Genomic DNA, 17,706 nt, shown 5'->3' with positions numbered 1-17,706 from the left:
ACGGATCGGCGGACCCCCACCGGGATTGTCTCCCACCGACGAAGGAGTCGTTCATGCAGAAAACCAACCGTCTCGCCGCAGCCCTCGCGCTCGCGGCCTCGGCCGCGCTCGTGCTCGCCGGCTGCTCCTCCGGGTCGTCCGGGGGCGGCGGCGGCGACGCCGGGTCGGGAGGGGGCGACGGCGACCTCACCACGCTGAGCGTCGCCACGATCGGCCTCACCTCCGACGGCGCGCTGATCACCGGCATCGAGCAGGGCTTCTTCGAGGAGGAGGGCCTGCAGATCGAGACCTCGATCGTCGCCAATCCGCCCGCCGGCCTCGCCGCGGTGCAGAGCGGCCAGGTCGACATCGCCTACTCGCCGAGCATCCCGCTGCTCAACGCCCTGAGCCAGGGCGTCGATGTCCGCGTCGTCGGCCCGGCCGACGGCTATCCGGAAGACCTCGCCGAGGACGCCGATCCCGCCGAGGTCGACGACACCTGGCTCGTGGCGAGCGCTCAGAGCGGCATCACCTCGGTCGAGGAACTCGCCGGAAAGACCATCGCGGTCCCCGCGCGCAAGGCTCAGCTCGAGGTGGTCATCTCGGGTGTGCTCGAGGACGCGGGCATCGACCCGGCGACCGGCGTGAACTGGGTCGTGCTCGACTTCACCTCCGCCGTGTCGGCGCTGAAGAACGGCACCGTGGACGCGGCGGGCCTCGTGACGCCGTTCAGCCTCGAGGCCGTCGACGCCGGGAACACCTTCATCGCAGCTCCCTCGGTGAGCTTCCTCGGAGGCGGGGCCGTGGGCCTCTGGACGGCGGGGGCCGGCACGATCGAGCAGAAGCCCGACGCCGTCGCCGCGTTCCAGCGGGCGATCGTCAAGTCGAACGAGTACGCCATGGCGCACCCCGAGGAGGCGCTGCAGGCCGGTCTCGACTACACGGAATCGCAGCTCTCGATCGAGGATCTGGTCTCCATCTACTGGCCGAGCGAGGTCCGCTCCGAGGACCTCGAACGCGTCAACGAGAAGATGGCCTCCCTCGGCTTCCTGTCCCAGCCCGTCGATCTCGACGGCGTGATCTTCGAGGGCTGATCCGCGATCATGCGAGAATCCCGACTGCTCAATTCCGGCATCGGCGCCCTCGGCGTCGTGGCGGCGATCGGCCTCTGGCAGTTCGCCGCCACGGCGGGGCCGCTCGCGGACTCGCCGCTGCCGTCCGCCGTGGACGCGCTGAGCGCGTTCTTCGGCCTGCTCGGCACACCCGAGATGTGGCTGGCGACCTGGGACACCGTGTACATGGCGCTCCTGGGGCTGGTCATCGCGACGGCGTCCGGCGTGCTGCTCGGCGTGGGCATCGGGGTCTCCCCGCTCGCGATGCACGCCACGCGGGTGCCGCTCGAATTCCTGAAGCCGATCCCGCCGATCGTGATCCTGCCCGTCGTGGTGCTCGTACTCGGACCGACCGCGGGCATGGGCGTGTTCCTCGTCTTCATCGGCTGCTTCGTGTCGATCGTCGTGCAGGCCTCGGCCGGCGTCTTCGACACCGATCCGGTGGCGAAGGCGACCGGGCGGTCCTACGGTCTCGGCTCGGCCGAGATCCTCGGACGGATCGTGCTGCCGAGCGCCCTGCCCTACATCGGCACCGCCGTGCGGGTCGCCGCGCCGACGGCCCTCATCGTCGCGGTGGTGGCGGGCCTGCTGGGAGGCGGCCCGGGGCTCGGACAGAGCCTGCTGCTGGCGCAGATCACCGGCAACCAGGATCAGCTGTTCGCCTACGTGCTGATCCTCGGCGTGCTCGGCCTCATCGTGCAGGGCCTCAGCCAGTGGGGCGAGCGGCGCCTGCTGCACTGGCACCCCCAGTACCGGAAGCAGGTGGTGTGATGTCGTTCACCTCGACCGTGCTCATCCGCACGAAGGAGGCCCGCAGGCAGAAGCGCAGCGGCCTTCCCAAGTGGCTGCTGATCGGCGCCGAGATCGTCGTGCCGATCCTGCTGCTGGCCCTCTGGTGGGTCGCCTCGGCGAACTCGACCAACACCTTCTTCCCGCCGCTCCAGACGATCCTCGAGCGCCTCGTCGAACTGCTCGGCACGCCGATGTTCTGGGGCGACGTCTGGTCCTCGGTGGGCAATCTGGTGCTCTCATTCGTGCTCGCCTGCGTGGCGGGCGTGCTGCTCGGCATCGTGCTGGGCACGTCGCGCTGGCTCTCGGCGCTCGTCGAACCGACCATCCACTTCTTCCGCGCCATTCCGCCGGTCGCGCTGGTGCCGATCTTCGTGTCGCTCATCGGCTTCGGCAACGAGACCCGCGTGCTCGCGATCACGCTGTCGGCGGTGTTCCCGGTGCTGATCTCCACGATCGACGGCATCCACGCCACCGATCCCGATCGCCGGGCCGTCGGCCGGATCTACCGCCTCAGCCGCTGGGATCGCATCTTCTCGGTCGCGCTGCCCGAGGCGAGTCCCCGCATCCTGTCCGGGATGCAGGTCAGCCTCATCACGGCCTTCGTCGTGATGGTGGCGAGCGAGATGCTCGGGTCCTCGACCGGACTCGGAGCCAGGACGCTGCTCGCGCAGCAGTCCTTCATGATCGCCGACATGTGGGTCGGCATCCTCGTGCTGGGCATCATCGGCTACGCCGCCACCGCCCTGCTCTCCCTCTTCCGGCGCCGCGTGCTGCGCTGGTACATCGCCATCCGACAGCAGGAGAAGAACCTATGAACGCCACGACGACCGCGGCTCCGGCGCGCCTGAGCGTGCAGGGCCTCGCGAAGACCTACGACACGAAGAACGGCGCGGTGCCGGTCATCGCCGACCTCACCTTCGAGGTGAACGTCGCCGAGATCGTCTGCATCGTGGGCCCGTCGGGTATCGGGAAGACCACGCTGTTGAAGTGCCTCACGGGTCTGCAGTCGCTCACGTCGGGTTCGGCGCGCATCGACGGCAAGCTCATCGACGGGCCGCCGGAGGAGATGGCACTCGTGTTCCAGGAGTACACGCGGTCGTTGATGCCGTGGCTCACGGTGGAGAAGAACGTGCGGCTGCCGCTGAAGCACCTCCGCCTGCCCGCGGCGGAGCGGGAGGAGCGGATCCGCTCGGCCCTGTCCGCGGTCGGGCTCGCCGGAGCGGAGTCGAAGTACCCGTGGCAGCTCTCCGGCGGCATGCAGCAGCGCGTCGCCATCGCCCGCGCGATCGCCTATCGCCCCGAGGTGCTCATCATGGACGAGCCCTTCGCCTCGGTCGACGCCCAGACGCGCTTCGAGCTCGAGGACCTCTGCCTCAAGATCCGCGGGGAGTTCGGCATGACGATCGTCGTCGTCACGCACGACATCGACGAGGCGGTGTACCTCTCCGACCGGGTCGTGGTGCTCGGCGAGCGGCCCGCCCGCGTCACCGAGATCATCGACATCGACCTCGGCGGACCCCGGGATCAGATCACCACCCGCGCCGTGCCCGAGTTCGCCGAGCTGCGCACCCGCATCTTCGAGCTCATCCGGAAGGCGGGCTGACCGTGGGGGAGCGCCCGGCAGCCGGGGCGTCGCGACGCGGATACGAGTCGTTCGGCGGCAGGGTCGCGGAGTTCGCCTCCGATTCGACGCCCTGGTGGCGGGAGCGGCCGACCGCTCCCGCCGGATCCCCGAACGTCGTCGTGATGCTCGTCGACGACCTCGGCTTCAGCGATCTCGGCCCCTTCGGCAGCGAGATCCCCACGCCGAACATCGACGCGCTGGCCGGCGACGGCTGGGTGTTCACGAACTACCACACCGCTCCCATGTGCTCGCCCGCCCGAGCCGCCCTCATGACCGGGCTCAACCCGCACCGCGCCGGCTTCGGCTACGTCGCCCACACCGACCCCGGATATCCGGGCTTCACCTGCGAGCTGCCGGAGGACGCCCCCACGCTCGCCGAATCGCTGCGGGCGAGCGGTTACGCCACCTTCGCCGTGGGCAAGTGGCACCTGACCCTCGAGTCGCGTCTGCACGACGCGGCCGACAAGTCCTCGTGGCCGCTGCAGCGCGGCTTCGACCGCTACTTCGGCAGCATGGACGGCTTCACCTCGCTGCACCATCCCCACCGGCTGGTGCGCGACAACTCGGTGGTCGACGTGCAGCAGTTCCCCGAGGGCTACTTTCTCACCGACGAGCTCACCGAAGAGGCGCTCGCGATGATCGACGAGCTGCGCGTCAACGACGCGGGCAAGCCCTTCTTCCTCTACTACGCCCACACCTCCGTGCACGGCCCGATCCAGGCGAAGGAGGCCGATATCGAGCGCCACCGCGGTCGCTACGAGGCGGGCTGGAACGCGCTGCGCGAGGCGCGATTCGCGCGGCAGCGCGAGCTCGGGGTCGTGCCGCCGCAGGCGGAGCTGCCCGACGACGCGATCGCCGACGGCGATCAGATCCCGCGCTGGGAGCAGCTGGGAGACGAGGATCGCGCGCTGTTCGCGCGGCACATGGAGGTGTACGCGGCGGCCGTCGACGAGGTCGACCAGAGCGTCGGCCGCCTCGTCGCGCACCTCGAGCGCCTCGGCGAGCGCGAGAACACCGTCATCGTGATCGCGAGCGACAACGGCGGCACCGCCGAGGGCGGCCCGAGCGGCACGCGCAGCTACTTCGCCCAGTTCGGCCACGCCGTGCCCCTGCCCGAGGGGTGGGTGCGCGACGTGCCGCGCGACCCCGAGCAGATCGGCGGGCCGAGGATCTTCTCGCAGTACCCCACCGGGTGGGCCCGGGTCTCGAACACCCCGTTCCGGTCCTTCAAGACCTCGACCTACGAGGGGGGCGTGCACGCCCCGCTCATCGTGTCCTGGCCGGCAGCGCCCATCAGCGCGCGCGGCCTGCGCGACCAGTTCGTCTTCGTGTCGGACCTGGCGCCCACGATCCTCGAGCTCACCGGCGTGACGCCGCTCGCCGAGCTGTGCGGCCGGCCCGCCCAGGATCCCGACGGGCAGAGCGTCGTGGGGGTGCTCGACGATCCGGGCGCCGAGGGGCGCGAGGCGCAGTACTTCGAGTGCATGGGCCGCCGAGCGATGGTCGACGGAGGCTGGAAGGCCGTGTCGCCCGTGCCGCCGCGACGCGAGGACGGCGCCGCCGGCGGGCGCTGGGAGCTCTACCACCTCGCCGCAGACCCCACGGAGACCCGGGATCTGGCCGCCTGCCAGCCGGAGCGCGTCGCCGCGCTCGCCGAGCGCTGGCGCGCCGAGGCCTGGAGCAACGCGGTGTTCCCGCTCGACGACGATGGCACGCTGCACGGCAACCGCCCCGATACCGAGGCCGCGCTCGCCGCCCCGGTGACGCTCGTGCCCTTCCGCCCGCCGCTCGAGCGCTTCCGCTCGGCGCAGCTCACGGTGCTGAAGTCCTTCGTCGTCGAGGCCGCCCTCGTGCTCGAAGCGGGCGCCGCCGGGGTCGTCGTCGCGCACGGGGACCAGGGCGGGGGATACCTGCTCGCGATCGAGGACGGCGCGCCGATCCTCGCCTACAACGCCTACGGCGAGATGCACCGCGCCCGGGGGGCGGCGCTCGCGCCCGGCGCGCACGATCTCGTGCTGCGCGTCGACGAGATCGACGGGCTGCGCTGGAGACTGCGGCTCGAGATCGACGGCGAGGCGTCTGCCGAGATCGCGGAGGTGCCGATGCTGCTCGGCATGGCCCCGTTCACCGGCATCAGCGTCGGCTACGACTACGGCGGTCCCGTGGACTGGGAGCTGCACGAGCGGCACGCCGGCGGCTTCCGCTTCTCGGGCGGCGCGATCGAGCGCCTGCGCTATGTGCCGGGCGCCCGCTCGCAGCACGATCCGACGGTGCTGCGCCGCATCGGCGAAGCCGTGGCCGAGCTCGCCGACTGATGCCGGACCCGCTGCTTCCCCCCGGTGCGGTCGAGGAGACCCTGTGCGCCCGCGACGCGGCGGAGTCGCTCGGGGGCGGATCCTTCGCGGGGGTCTCCGGCGTCGCCGCGGTCGAGCGCGATCTCGCGCGGGCCGCGCGGATCGGCCGGCCGGCCACCGACCCGCTCGCGGGCCGCGGCATCGCGGTCAAGGACAACATCCACGTCGCCGGCCTGCCGACCACCGCCGGGACTCCGGCGCTGCAGGGCTACGCGCCCCGCGTCGACGCGACCGCGGTCGCGCGGCTGCGCGCGCGGGGGATGGTGGTGATCGGGAAGGCGAACCTGCACGAGCTCGCCCTCGGAGTGACCTCGACCCACACCGCGATCGGGCCGGTGGAGAACCCGGCGCAGCCGGGACGGGTGGCGGGAGGGTCGAGCGGCGGGAACGCCGCGATCATCGCCGCGGGGGTCTGCCGGTACGGCATCGGCAGCGACACGGGCGGTTCGACCCGCATCCCGGCTGCCTGCACCGACGTCTGGGGGTTCCGGCCCAGCACCGGGCGCTACCCCGAGGACGGCGCGGTGAGCATCGCGTTCTCGCGGGACACGGTGGGCCCGATGGCGGCCGATCTCGTGTCGCTGCGCCGCCTCGACGCGGTGCTGGCCGGGGAGCTCGTGGGGGCGTCCGCCGACCGGAGCGCCGGGGGACCGCCGTCCCCGCTGCGCATCGGCGTCGACGCGGCCGACCTCGAGCGCTGCGACGCGGCGTCGGCCGCGGCGGTCGCGAACGCCGTGGCGCGGCTCACCGCGATGCCGGACGTGCGGCTCGTGCCGATCGACCTCGCCTCGCTCGACCGAGCCGTCGCGGCGTTCGAGCCCGCGCTCGGCCTGCACGAGCTGGCGCCGTCGCTCCGGAGCTTCCTCGCGGGCGACGAGCGCCTGCCCGCGCTCGAGACCGTGATCGAGCAGACGGTCGACCCGCACGCGAGGCACATGCTCGAGTCGAGTCTCGCGGTCGCGGCCGACGGGCCCTGGACCGCGCATCTGCACACGCTGCTGAACGACTGCGCCCGAGCGCGATCCGCCTACCTGGCGCTGCTCGGCCGGCACCGGATCGACGCCGTGCTGCGGCCGGCGGTGCCGATCCTGCCCCCGCTCTCGGACGAGGCGGCGAGCCTCGCCGTCGCGGGACGGGACGAGCTCTTCGGCCGCATGACGGCTTTCACGCGTCTCGCGACGGTGGTGGGATCGCCGAGCCTGGCGGTGCCGCTCGGGCCGCTGCTCGGGCACTCGGGCGCGGGGCTGCTGCTCGACGGCGTGCCCGGCCGCGACGCCGAACTGCTCGCCGCCGCCGCGCGCCTCGAGCGGGCGCTCGTTCGCGGCTGAGCGACCCGCCGGTCGAGCGGAGCGAAGCGGAGCCGACACCCGGGGGTGCCCGGTTCCGATGCCGCGACTCGTCGCCGGGCTCCCCGCTCAGCGCGGCGCCGGCTCGCTCGACCAGCGGGGGAGGCGCCCCGCTCAGTCGAGGGGGAACGCCTGCGCCGCGTGCGGGATCACCGTGACCCCGCCGGTCGCGTAGTTCGGCACGTCGGCCTCGACGGCACGGCCCTCCGGGGAGGCGAGCGCCGCGCCCATCGCGGCCTCGTCGGCGAACGTCGCCTGGAAGATCGCGTAGTACGGGCCCTCGCCGGGCTCGCAGACGTCGAGCGAGTAGGTGATCTCCTGCACGCCCGGCAGCCGGGCGCAGAGCGGCAGGTGCGTGTTCAGGTAGTACTCCGCGAACGCGGCGCGGTCGGTCGGCTCGGGGTAGAGCACGGTGAGCTTGTGCATGGGGTTCTCCTTGCAGCGGTCCGAGGTCGGTGTGAGGCGGAGGGCCGGGGCCGCCCGCGCAGGAGCGCGGTCCTAGTCTCGCGCGAAGACGCGGCGCCCTGCGAACCACGTCTCGGATACGGTGGTGCGCACGAGATCGCGGGCGGGACGCTCGAAGGGGTCGCGATCCAGCAGCACGAAATCGGCCGACTTGCCGGGCTCAAGCGATCCGGTCTCGTGCTCCAGGCCCATCGCCGTCGCGCCGCCGATCGTGAAGGCCGCGATCGCCTCGTCGAGCGTGATCGCCTGCTCCGGCCACAGGGCGCCCGGGTACTGGCCGCTCGGATCCTCGCGCGTGACGAGGCCGTGGATGCCCTCCCATGCGTTCGGCGACGGCGACACGGGCCAGTCCGATCCGCCGGCCACCACGGCACCGGCGTCGAGCAGCGACCGGTTCGGCTGCATGCGGTCCGCGCGTTCGCGGGGGAGCACCTCGCGGATGGCCTCGACGATGGGGCCGGGAACCCAGATGAAGGGGGAGATCTCGGCCGCGACCCCCAGCTCGGCGAAGCGGGCGATGTCGTCGGGGTGGATGAACTGGCCGTGCGCCACCTGGTAGCGCGTGTCGGTGTAGCCCTCCTCCCGCAGGGTCTCGACCGCGTCCAGCACCGCGTGCACGGAGGCGTCGCCGGTGCAGTGCACCTTCGCCGAGAGTCCCACCTCGGCGACGCGGCGCAGCCAGTCGGTCAGCTCGGCCGGGTCGAACAGCGTCTCGCCGTGGAAGTGCGCGCCGTGCACATCGTCGGGCAGGTACGGCTCGAGGAAGGCGCCGGTGCGGGTGGGCGGCACGCCGTCGAGGAAGATCTTCACGAAGTCGGGCCGGTGGTGCTCGGTGCGGTACTGCTCGCCGCCGAAGACGAGGTCGTCGCCGATCTCGGCGTACCCGAAGATGTCGTCGTTGATGAGCATCGAGGAGACCACCCAGGCGTCGAGCTCGCCGGCGGCGTCGAGCGAGCGCAGCGCCTCCAGCGTCGGCGTCGAGACCGCAGCGTCCTGGAAGGCGGTGACGCCGTAGGAGTTCAGGATCGCGACCCCGTGCCGCGACGACTCGCGCTGCTGCTCGGCGGTCAGCGCGCCGGCCTCCCGCTGCGCGCGGGCGACGGGGATCCCGGCGGCCTCGAGCAGCACCCCGGTGGCGCGACCCTCGGCGTCGAGCACCACACCCGGCTGGCCCGGCGCCACACCCGCGATCTCCATGGCCCGGCTGTTGACCCAGCGATTGTGGTGGGAGTCGTCGGAGAGCATGACGGGGCGGCCGCCCGCGGCCTCGTCGAGCCGTGCGAGCGCCGCGGCCGTGTTGACCTCTCCCAGGCGGTCGCTCGCCCACGGGCCGCCGACCACCCAGGCGTCGGCCGGCAGGGCCGCGGCGTGCTCGCGCACGGCCTCGACGATGCCGTCGAGGTGCGCGCCGAGCGGGACGCGCAGCTGGAACAGCTCCTCCTCGCCCGCGATCGCGTGGTGGTTGTGGGCGTCGATGAGCCCGGGCATCAAGAAGGCGCCCCCGAGGTCGCGCACCTCGGTGTCCGGGCCGGCGAGCGCGGCGACCTCGGCGGAGGTGCCGACCGCGGCGATGCGCCGGCCGGAGACGGCGATCGCCTCGGCCCACGGCTGTGCGGGATCGACGGTGTAGACACGGCCGCCCGTGAGGATGAGATCGGGAGAGGTGGTCAACGGTGACTCCGTTCGTGGTGGTGGATGGGGGTCGAATGGGGACCGGCGCCGGCTCAGCCGCCGTCCGTGCAGCACCCGCCGGATCCGGTGTCGGTCGTTCCGGCCGCCCGCGCGTCTGCGGGCAGGTTCATCGCCGGATTCTGGTCGAGGAAGCCGTGCGGCTTGAACCAGAATCCCGAGTAGTCGACGGGCATGATGGGCCAGTCCTCGGTGCGCGGGATGTGGGTGGGACCGAAGGTGTGCCAGAGCACGATGTCCTCTCCGTCGAGCGAGCGATCGCGCCGCGTCCACTCGGGGAGGCCCGCGCCGGGAGCGTGCGCGTTCGGGAAGAAGCCGGCCGGGTACAGCTCCTCGGGGTCGTACTGCGTGCCCCACAGGTGCTTCGTGGCGAAGCTGGCGCGGCCGTGCACGGTCGACTCGGGCTGCGCCGCGAGCAGCATCCTGCCCTCGGGGATCAGCCGGTACGCCGTCGGCTTGCCCACGTAGTTGGTGCGGTGCGCCGAGCGCACCTCCCAGGCACGGCTCGTGAGGCCGTCGGCGATCCGCTGCGCCTCCTGCTCGCTCGTCAGCTGCGTGCTCGACCAGGTGAAGGCGTTGCCGTACGGGTTGTCGGGTCCGGTCGGGATGCGCACCGCCTCGACCTCGTGCAGCGTGTTGTCCTCCCCGTCGACGGCCGCGTCGATGCGGGCGCAGAAGAGGTGCTGGTGCACCGGGGTGAAGATGCCCGGTGCGATCTCGGGGGCGTGGGGGTTGTCGGATCCCGGGATCCCGGCGCCCGCGAACACGATGCCGGTGGCCTTCGCCTCGACCTGGATGGAGCCGTCGAGGGTGAAGTACCAGAAGAAGCCGTAGTCGTAGTTGCCGACCGTGGCGAAGTAACTCACGACGAGGCGGCGGCTGCGGCGCACCTCGGGCCTGCCCTCGAGGTCGGTGTGCTTCCAGAGGATGCCGTAGTCCTCCTCGTGCATGCAGATCGCCTGCGGGATCTTCACGGGGCGGCCGTGGTCGTCGGGCACGAATGCGTCGAAGTAGTGGATCACGCCCAGGCAGTCGCAGCCGAGGGCGAGCGAGTTGGCGTTCTTGCCGAGCAGGTACTCGCCCGCGTCGAAGTAGCTGATCCAGAAGCGGCTCACCGAGGTGTCGCCGTAGGGCACCACCATCTCGGGCACGCTGGCGCGGTGCACGACGGAGCGCTCCTCGTCGCCGTCGCGGAAGGAGATCTGGTTCAGCACCAGTCCCTCCTGCTGCGTGAAGCCCACCCGGAACTTCCAGTTCTCCCATCGCACGAGACTGCCGTCGACCGAGAACGAGGGCCCCTCGGGCTGGGTGATCTCGATCGGCTTGAGGCTCGTGCGGGCGGGTCCCTGCGCGTCGAGGCCGTAGTTGCCGTGCTGCTCGGGTACGGGGATGTCGCCCTCGTCGTCGATGCGGATCACGCGGCGCTCGGTGAGGTCGACGTGCACCACGAGCCCCTCGATCGGGTGCGCCCACGGGCTGTCGTTCTCGTCGAAGCGCAGGTAGGTGTGCGAGCGCACGATGCGGCGGCCGACCTCGTCGTCGCGGCCGAAGAAGCCCGGCGCGAGCGGGGAGCAGAAGGCGAGCTCCATGTGCTCCTCGAGCCCGCGGCGCCGCATCGCCGCCTGCCACTCGGAGGAGGCCTTCACGATCTCGGCGGCGTCGGCGTACTCCTCGAAGAGGTACTGCGGCTGCCCGTAGGGCTCCTCGGTGTTGGGCAGCACGCGGAACGCGTCGATCTCACCGCGGGTCACGGCCACGATCGCCTCGGAGGCGGCGCCGGTGCTGCGATCGAGCAGGGTCACGCGGATGCGGCGATCGAGCGTGTCGCCCGGGCGCCAGGCCGCGAGATCAGCCTTGGCGGGATCGACGGGCAGCATGCGCGGCACGCGGGTGTGCTCCCCGAATCGGCCGGCATCGACGAGGATGCGCCGGGCCTCGGCGATCTCCTCTCCGGTCAGGGGATCGAGCGGGTGCACGGCGGCGGCGGGCGTGGTGACCCGCTTGCCGTGCGTGTGGGTGATATCGGGGGTGTGCGGCATTGGACGACCTCGAGTTCGACTGCGTGGCAGATATCTTCCACCCTCAGTATCGCAACCGCCGCGGGCGCCGTGTTGACTGTGGGCGAAAACCGATGCGCTGGGAGCGTAGAGGTGGTCGTGCCCGGGCCGATGGCGGGGGAGGATGAGTCGTGGAGGCCGGAACGGCCGCAGCCCCGGCAACGGGCATCGATCGGAGAGGATCCTCATGGCACCCCAGCACAGCGAGAACGAGGGACGCGTCGTCGTCATCACCGGCGGCGGCACCGGCATCGGCGCGGCGATCGCCGAGCGCTACGCGAGCGAGGGGGCGAACGTGGTGGTCGTCGGGCGCCGCCCGGGACCGATCGAGGAGGTCGCGGCGCGGATCGGCGGCACCGCGGTCGTCGCCGACGCCTCCGACGGCGCGTCGTCGCGGGCCGCCGTGGCGCAGGTGATCGAGAAGTTCGGGCGCCTCGACGTGCTCGTCGCCAATGCCGGCGGTCACGGCTTCTCCCCGGTGGGCGAGACGAGCGACGACGACTGGGAGTCGTCGATCACGGTCAACCTCTCGACGGCGTTCGTGATGGCGCGCGAGGCGCTGCCGGCGCTGCTCGCGAGCGCCGAGCGGCACGGCGGCGCGCAGATCGTCGTCGTGTCCTCGCTCGCGGGGCTCTTCGCCGGCCCCTCGGTGGCGGGCTACACCGTGGGCAAGCACGCGCTCATCGGGCTCACGCGCAGCCTGGCGCGCGACTACAGCCGCCGCGGCGTGCGGGTCAATGCGGTCTGCCCCGGATGGGTGCGCACGCCCATGGCCGACGCCGAGATGGACGAGTTCGCCGAGCACGCGCCCGAGATCGCCGATCGCGAGGCCGGCTACGCCGCGGTGACGCGCGACGTGCCGCTCGGGCGCCCGGCCGAGCCCGCCGAGATCGCCTCGATCGTGCGCTTCCTCGGCTCGCCCCAGTCGTCGTACATGACGGGCGCCGTGCTCGTGGCCGACGGCGGCGCGCACGTCGTCGACCTGCCGACGGTCGCCTTCGAGCACGCCGGCATGTGAGCCGGAACGACGGGAGAGGACGCACGATGAGGGAGTCGGCCGACCTGGTGCTGCGAGGCGGCGCCGTCTACACGGTGGATCGGGAGTTCGCGGTGGCGCGGGCGATCGCCCTGGGCGGGGGAACGGTGCTCGCCGTGGGCGACGATGCGGAGCTGGAGGGGCTCATCGGGCCCGCCACCCGCGTCATCGAGCTCGAGGGCCGCGCGGTGCTGCCCGGCATCGACGACTCGCATCTGCACGCCGCCGCCTGGGGGCTGGGCAGCCCGCCCTACTCGCTCGACCTCTCGTACCCGCGGGTGCGCTCGATCGCCGACATCGTCGCGCTCGTCCGCGAGGCGGTCGCCTCGCGCCCCGCGGGCGAGTGGATCGTCGGCCAGGGCTGGGACACCGGATACCTCGACGAGTGCCTCTCGGGGGAGCGCTCGCTGCCCGGCCGCCTCGACCTCGACGAGATCGCCCCCGGGCACCCCGTCTGCCTCACGGACTTCTCGGGGCACATGAGCTGGGTCAACGGCGAGGCGCTGCGCCTCGCCGGGGTGACCGCCGGAACCGTCGCGCCCGCCGGCGGAGTGATCGATCGCGACGACGCCGGCGAGGCCACGGGGATCCTGCGCGAGGGCGCCCAGGATCTCGTGCAGTCCGGGATCCCGCGCGCCGACTACGCGGTGCGCAGGCAGGCGATCGCCGACGCGGTGCGGCGGCTCAACGCGGCGGGCATCACCGCCTACACCGAACCGGGGCTCGGCCCGGGCGGCGAGGGCATCCTCGGCGGTGCGCTCGGCTCCGAGGCGCTGCGCGCCTACGAGGAGCTCCTGGAGAGCGGCGAGCTGACCGCGCGCGTGTCCGCACTGCTGCTGCCGCTCGCGATGGGCGAGTCGGCGGATCGCCTCGAGGAGCGGGTGCGGGATCAGCTCGCCGCGCACCCTCCACGCGACCCGCAGCGGCTCGGCATCATCGGGGTGAAGCTCTTCGCGGACGGCGTGCCGCCCAACGAGACGGCCTACATGTGGCAGCCGTACGGCCCCTCGCGGGGCCACGGAGCCCTGTGCGTCCACGGGGCGAGCGAGCCGCTGCAGGAGGCGGAGCTGCGCCGCGCGATCGACGCGGTGCATCGGCTCGGCCTGCAGGCCGGCGTGCACGTGACGGGCGACCACGGCATCGACATCACGGTCGACGCCTTCGTGCGCGCGAACGAGCGGCACCCCCGCGAGGACGCCCGGCACTACGTGATCCACGGCGACTTCATCTCCGACGAGCGGCTGGCGCAGCTCGGCGAGCGCGGCTACGGCGTCAACATGAACCCCGGCATCAAGGCCCAGATCACCGACCTCATGGACACCATCGTGGGGGAGGAGCTCTCGGCCCGCCAGTGGCCCACGCGCTCCGCCGCGGAGTCCGGCGCCACCTTCTGCGCCAGCTCCGACGCGCCGGTGACGCCGCCCGACTGGCTGGCCGGGATCGCGGGCATGATGACGCGCAGGTCGAAGGCGACCGGCCGCGTGTCGGGACCCGATCAGCGCGTCGACTTCGCGACGGCGCTGCGGGCGTACACGATCAACGCGGCGCGGCAGAGCTTCGCGGAGCACTGGCGCGGCTCGCTCGAGCCCGGCAAGGTCGCCGACCTCGTGGTGCTCGACGCGGACCCGGGCGCCATGGATCCCGAGCACCTCACCGGGATCGGCGTCGCGCTGACCGTGTTCGACGGCGAGGTGGTGTACGAGGCCCCCGCGGCCGCTGCTTGAGCGGGCGAAGCGGACTCCCGACCGGCTGATGGGGCGGCCACGTGTCATCCTGCGCGAAGTCGCAGGATCCAGGACGTGGAGCATGGATCCTGCGACTCGCGGAGCTTGCGCAGGACGACGGTTTCGGCTGCTCGAGCGAGGGAAGCGGACCCCGAACGGCGGGTCGCGCTCCGCCCGGCCGGCGGATCATCCGCCGAGGTAGGCCCGCCGCAGCAGGGCCTCGTCGTCCTTGAGCTCGGCCGCCGGGCCCTGCGCGTGGCTCACGCGGCCGCTCGAGACCACCATCGCGTCGTCGGCGATCCCGAGCGCCAGGTGCGTGAACTGCTCGACCAGCAGCACGCCCACGCCCGACTCGGCGAACTGCTGGATCAGCGGCAGCAGTCGCATGAAGACCACGGGGGCCAGGCCCAGCGACATCTCGTCGATCAGCAGGAAGCGGGGCCTCGAGGCGAAGGCGCGCGCCAGCACCACCATCTGCTGCTCGCCGCCCGAGAGCAGCACCGCCTGCGAGTTGATGCGCTTCTCGAGCTCCGGGAAGGACTGCAGCACCTCCTGCAGCGCGGACTCGGTCTTCGCGGTGAGCAGCAGGTTCTCGCGCACCGTGAGCGAGGGGAAGATGGCCCGCCCCTGCTCGATGTGCGCGATGCCGGCGCGCGAGCGCTGCACCCGCTTCCACCTGGCGATCGACTCCCCGTCGACGGCGATGTCGCCCCCGGAGTGCGCGATGACCCCGGAGACCGACTCGAGCAGGCTGGTCTTGCCCGCGCCGTTCGGCCCCACGAGCGCCAGGATCTCGCCCTGGCGCAGTGTGAGGTCGACGTCGGAGACCACCGGGCCGGCTCCGCGGCTCACGGTGACGCCGCTCAGTTGCAGTTCGCTCATTGCGTCATCTCCGCATCTCCCATGTAGGCCGCGATCACGGCCGGGTCGTCGAGGACCTCCTTGCTCGGTCCCTGCGCGAGCACCTTGCCGAAATCGAGCACGGTGAGCTCGGTGCACACGGACCGCACGAGGTCGAGATCGTGCTCGATGAGCACGATGGCCGTGTCGAAGCGCGACGGGATCCGGGTGAGCCGGTGCCCGAACTGCAGGTGCTCCTCGTGGGAGAGGCCCGCGGCGGGCTCGTCGAGGATCAGCACGCGCGGCCCCGACAGGACGGCCGCGGCGACCTCGATGAGCCGGCGCGTGCCGACGTCGACGCTCGCGAGCGGCGCCTCCGGGGGCGGGCAGCCGAGGAACGCCAGCGCGTCGGCCAGCTCGTCGTGATCGAGGCGCTTGCGCGCCACGAAGCGCACGTACGCCTCGACCGTCAGCTGGGGCGGCACGCGATCCTGCTGGAAGGTGCGGCGCAGACCCTTGCGGGCGCGGGCCACGGGGGAGAGGCGGGTGATGTCCTCGCCGTCGAGCAGCACGGTGCCGGTGTGCTGGGGCAGGAACCCGCTGACGGCGTCGACGAAGGTCGACTTGCCGGCGCCGTTCGGGCCGATGAGGCCCATGATGCTGCGCGGCTTGACCCGCAGCGACACATCGTCGTTGGCCTTGAGCGCGCCGAACTGCACGCCGAGGCCGCGCACCTCGAGCACCGGTTCGGCGTCGGCGGGGATCGGCTCGGAGGCCTCGGGCACCGCGAAGACGTCGAGCACGCTCGTGCCCACGTCGCCGGGTGCGGCCGCAGCGGCTGCGGCGGCTGCGGCGGCCCGCTTGCCGGCCCGCTTGCGGATGCCGCCCCGGATCGCCTCACCGAGATTCGATCCGCTCGTGAGCGCCTGGATGCCGAGCACGCCGAAGATGACGAAGCCCCAGTCCTGGGGCACGCCCCAGCGCTTGAGCAGCTCGGGCACCAGCACCCAGAGCACGCCGCCGAAGACCGCCATGTCGATGAGGTACGCACCGCTCATCACCGCGAGGATGTACAGCGCGAGCGACATGATCGGCGTGAAGCTCGAGGCGTAGGGGATGCCGACCTGGCCCGCGAGCAGGCCGCCCGCGACGCCGCCGAGCGCGGCGCTCACGGCGAAGGCCGAGAGCTTGGCCAGGCGCACGCTCTGGCCGACGGCGGCCGTGCCGCGCTCCGAGAACGACACCGCCTTCCAGCTGCTGCCGACGCGGCTGCGCTGCAGCAGGAAGACCAGGTACGCGCAGACGATGAGCACGATCATCGCGAAGAAGAAGTACTCCCGGTCGCTCGAGAAGAGGCCGGGGCGCGCCACCGAGAGCCCCTCGGTCTGCCCGGGGAACTGGGTCTGCACCAGCAGCACGTCGAACGCGGCGGCGGCGCCGAGCGTGACCACCGCGAGATTGACGCCGCGCAGGCGCAGAGCCGGGAGGCCGAGGAGCACGCCGGCGAGCGCCGCCACTGCGGCTCCGGCGATCAGCCACACCACGAACCCGCCGGGGACCTCGTTCTTGTTGAGGAAGGTGACCACCCACGCGCCGATGGCGCCGAAGGTGAGCTGGCACAGCGCGATGATGCCGGCGGAGCCGGTGACCACGCCGAGGCCGAGGATCGAGATCGTGGCCGTCACCATGCTGATGGCGAGGTAGACCGTGTAGCCGGAGAGCCCCACGCTCAGCGCCCAGGCGATGCCGAGCGAGAGAACTGCGACGGCGATGGGAAGGACGTTGCGCAGGCGTCGGTCAGCGAGCAGCATCCCACACCTCCTTTCGCTGCGACCACAGCAGCAGGATCACGATGAACAGGAGCGGTACGAAGTTGCGCACGAGCGCCAGCTCGTTGACCTGCGCCACCATGCCGTTGACGAGGCCGAGGAGCAGTCCGCCCACGACGGCGAGGTCGAGCCGCTTGAAGCCGCCGAGCAGTGCGGCAGCTGCCGCGGGGATGATCAGCATGGAGAGGCTGACCGCGTCGTTCGACTGGGTGGGCGCGATGATGAGGATCGTGACGGCGCTGATCGCGCCGGTGACGGCCCAGACCCCGATCGCGAGCGGCTTCGACGAGATGCCGATGAGCTCGGCGGTGGTGGGCCGGTCGGACAGCGCGCGCAGCTTCGTGCCGATCGTCGTCTTGCGCAGCACCAGCGCCGAGGCCAGGGCGACGATGACGGCCAGGGACACCGTGATGACGGTGACCCAGCTCACCACGACTCCGGCGATCGTGAACGCGGGCCCGTTGAAGATGGGAGCGAAGGGCTGGGGCTTGTTGCCGAACATGATGTAGGAGAGCGACATCAGCAGCAGGAAGGGGCCGACGGTCATCGCGGAGCGGGTCGAGAGGTCGGCCTCGGAGAGCCAGGTCGCGGCGATCCAGCCGATGATGGCGGCCAGCAGCGCTCCGACCAGGATGCCGGCGAGGGTCGCGAGCCAGACGGGCATGCCGAGTCTGCTGGCGAACCAGACCGCGATGAAGGCGGCGAACATGCCGGTGGCCGCCTGCGCGAAGTTGACGACGCGCACGAGGCGGGACATGAGGGTCAGCGTGACGGCGAACACCGCGTACACGCCGCCCGCGGCGAGGCCCGAGAGCGCGCCCTGCAGCAGCGCGCCGCTGTTCACGGCCGCCTCCGCGGG

At 72.1% G+C, this 17,706-nt stretch carries 14 protein-coding genes; 8 read left to right on the top strand and 6 right to left on the bottom strand.

Translation table 11 applies throughout. The annotated features are described in order from the left end of the window. Positions 1 to 53: 53 nt before the first annotated feature. The 6 genes from ACWKZU_RS03125 to ACWKZU_RS03100 are packed head-to-tail and all read left to right on the top strand — an operon-like array spanning position 54 to position 7,189. Positions 54 to 1,073 (top strand): ABC transporter substrate-binding protein, encoded by a 1,020-nt coding sequence (locus ACWKZU_RS03125; RefSeq protein WP_449280932.1) that lies wholly within the window; start codon positions 54 to 56, stop codon positions 1,071 to 1,073. 9 nt (positions 1,074 to 1,082) lie between these two features. Further along, positions 1,083 to 1,862 (top strand): ABC transporter permease, encoded by a 780-nt coding sequence (locus ACWKZU_RS03120; RefSeq protein ID WP_449280931.1) that lies wholly within the window; start codon positions 1,083 to 1,085, stop codon positions 1,860 to 1,862. Further along, the gene (locus ACWKZU_RS03115; protein ID WP_449280930.1) at positions 1,862 to 2,698 is read left to right on the top strand and encodes an ABC transporter permease; all 837 of its coding nucleotides are present in this window, start codon (positions 1,862 to 1,864) and stop codon (positions 2,696 to 2,698) included. Before ACWKZU_RS03120 ends, ACWKZU_RS03115 begins: the two co-directional genes overlap by 1 nt. Continuing rightward, positions 2,695 to 3,486 carry an ABC transporter ATP-binding protein gene (locus ACWKZU_RS03110; protein ID WP_449280929.1) on the top strand — a complete coding sequence of 264 codons (792 nt, stop codon included), beginning with the start codon at positions 2,695 to 2,697 and terminating at the stop codon, positions 3,484 to 3,486. Before ACWKZU_RS03115 ends, ACWKZU_RS03110 begins: the two co-directional genes overlap by 4 nt. 2 nt (positions 3,487 to 3,488) lie before the next feature. Continuing rightward, on the top strand, positions 3,489 to 5,822 hold the full coding sequence (locus tag ACWKZU_RS03105) for an arylsulfatase (RefSeq protein WP_449280928.1): 2,334 nt from the start codon (positions 3,489 to 3,491) through the stop codon (positions 5,820 to 5,822). After that, positions 5,822 to 7,189 carry an amidase family protein gene (locus ACWKZU_RS03100; protein WP_449280927.1) on the top strand — a complete coding sequence of 456 codons (1,368 nt, stop codon included), beginning with the start codon at positions 5,822 to 5,824 and terminating at the stop codon, positions 7,187 to 7,189. The genes ACWKZU_RS03105 and ACWKZU_RS03100 overlap by 1 nt, the downstream gene beginning before the upstream one ends. Positions 7,190 to 7,321: 132 nt before the next feature. On the opposite strand, the gene ACWKZU_RS03095 is transcribed toward ACWKZU_RS03100, so the two are convergent. The 3 genes from ACWKZU_RS03095 to ACWKZU_RS03085 form a co-directional block, all read right to left on the bottom strand. Beyond that, positions 7,322 to 7,633, bottom strand: coding sequence for an EthD family reductase (locus tag ACWKZU_RS03095; RefSeq protein ID WP_449280926.1), 312 nt, complete (start codon positions 7,631 to 7,633; stop codon positions 7,322 to 7,324). Between the two features lie 72 nt (positions 7,634 to 7,705). After that, positions 7,706 to 9,343, bottom strand: a complete 1,638-nt coding sequence (locus ACWKZU_RS03090; RefSeq protein ID WP_449280925.1) for an amidohydrolase — start codon at positions 9,341 to 9,343, stop codon at positions 7,706 to 7,708. 53 nt (positions 9,344 to 9,396) lie between these two features. After that, on the bottom strand, positions 9,397 to 11,400 hold the full coding sequence (locus ACWKZU_RS03085; RefSeq protein ID WP_449280924.1) for a primary-amine oxidase: 2,004 nt from the start codon (positions 11,398 to 11,400) through the stop codon (positions 9,397 to 9,399). Between the two features lie 205 nt (positions 11,401 to 11,605). Between ACWKZU_RS03085 and ACWKZU_RS03080 the strand changes: the two genes are divergently transcribed. Together ACWKZU_RS03080 and ACWKZU_RS03075 are read left to right on the top strand one after the other, a co-directional pair. Continuing rightward, positions 11,606 to 12,436 carry an SDR family NAD(P)-dependent oxidoreductase gene (locus tag ACWKZU_RS03080; protein WP_449280923.1) on the top strand — a complete coding sequence of 277 codons (831 nt, stop codon included), beginning with the start codon at positions 11,606 to 11,608 and terminating at the stop codon, positions 12,434 to 12,436. A gap of 26 nt (positions 12,437 to 12,462) precedes the next feature. Further along, entirely contained in the window at positions 12,463 to 14,178 is a 1,716-nt protein-coding gene (locus ACWKZU_RS03075) for an amidohydrolase (RefSeq protein WP_449280922.1), read from the top strand. A gap of 186 nt (positions 14,179 to 14,364) precedes the next feature. Here the strand turns inward: ACWKZU_RS03075 and ACWKZU_RS03070 are convergent, their stop codons facing one another. Genes ACWKZU_RS03070 through ACWKZU_RS03060 form a run of 3 tightly spaced genes read right to left on the bottom strand, consistent with a single transcriptional unit; the run spans position 14,365 to position 17,691 of the window. After that, the gene (locus ACWKZU_RS03070) at positions 14,365 to 15,060 is read right to left on the bottom strand and encodes an ABC transporter ATP-binding protein (RefSeq protein WP_449280921.1); all 696 of its coding nucleotides are present in this window, start codon (positions 15,058 to 15,060) and stop codon (positions 14,365 to 14,367) included. Beyond that, the gene (locus ACWKZU_RS03065; RefSeq protein WP_449280920.1) at positions 15,057 to 16,829 is read right to left on the bottom strand and encodes a branched-chain amino acid ABC transporter ATP-binding protein/permease; all 1,773 of its coding nucleotides are present in this window, start codon (positions 16,827 to 16,829) and stop codon (positions 15,057 to 15,059) included. Before ACWKZU_RS03065 ends, ACWKZU_RS03070 begins: the two co-directional genes overlap by 4 nt. Then, the gene (locus ACWKZU_RS03060; RefSeq protein WP_449280919.1) at positions 16,816 to 17,691 is read right to left on the bottom strand and encodes a branched-chain amino acid ABC transporter permease; all 876 of its coding nucleotides are present in this window, start codon (positions 17,689 to 17,691) and stop codon (positions 16,816 to 16,818) included. The genes ACWKZU_RS03065 and ACWKZU_RS03060 overlap by 14 nt, the downstream gene beginning before the upstream one ends. Positions 17,692 to 17,706: the final 15 nt, after the last annotated feature.

The sequence above is a fragment of the Leucobacter sp. genome (assembly GCF_053528595.1).
The sequence above is the reverse complement of the archived record's forward strand: the minus strand, read 5'-3'. Positions and strand labels throughout refer to the sequence as shown.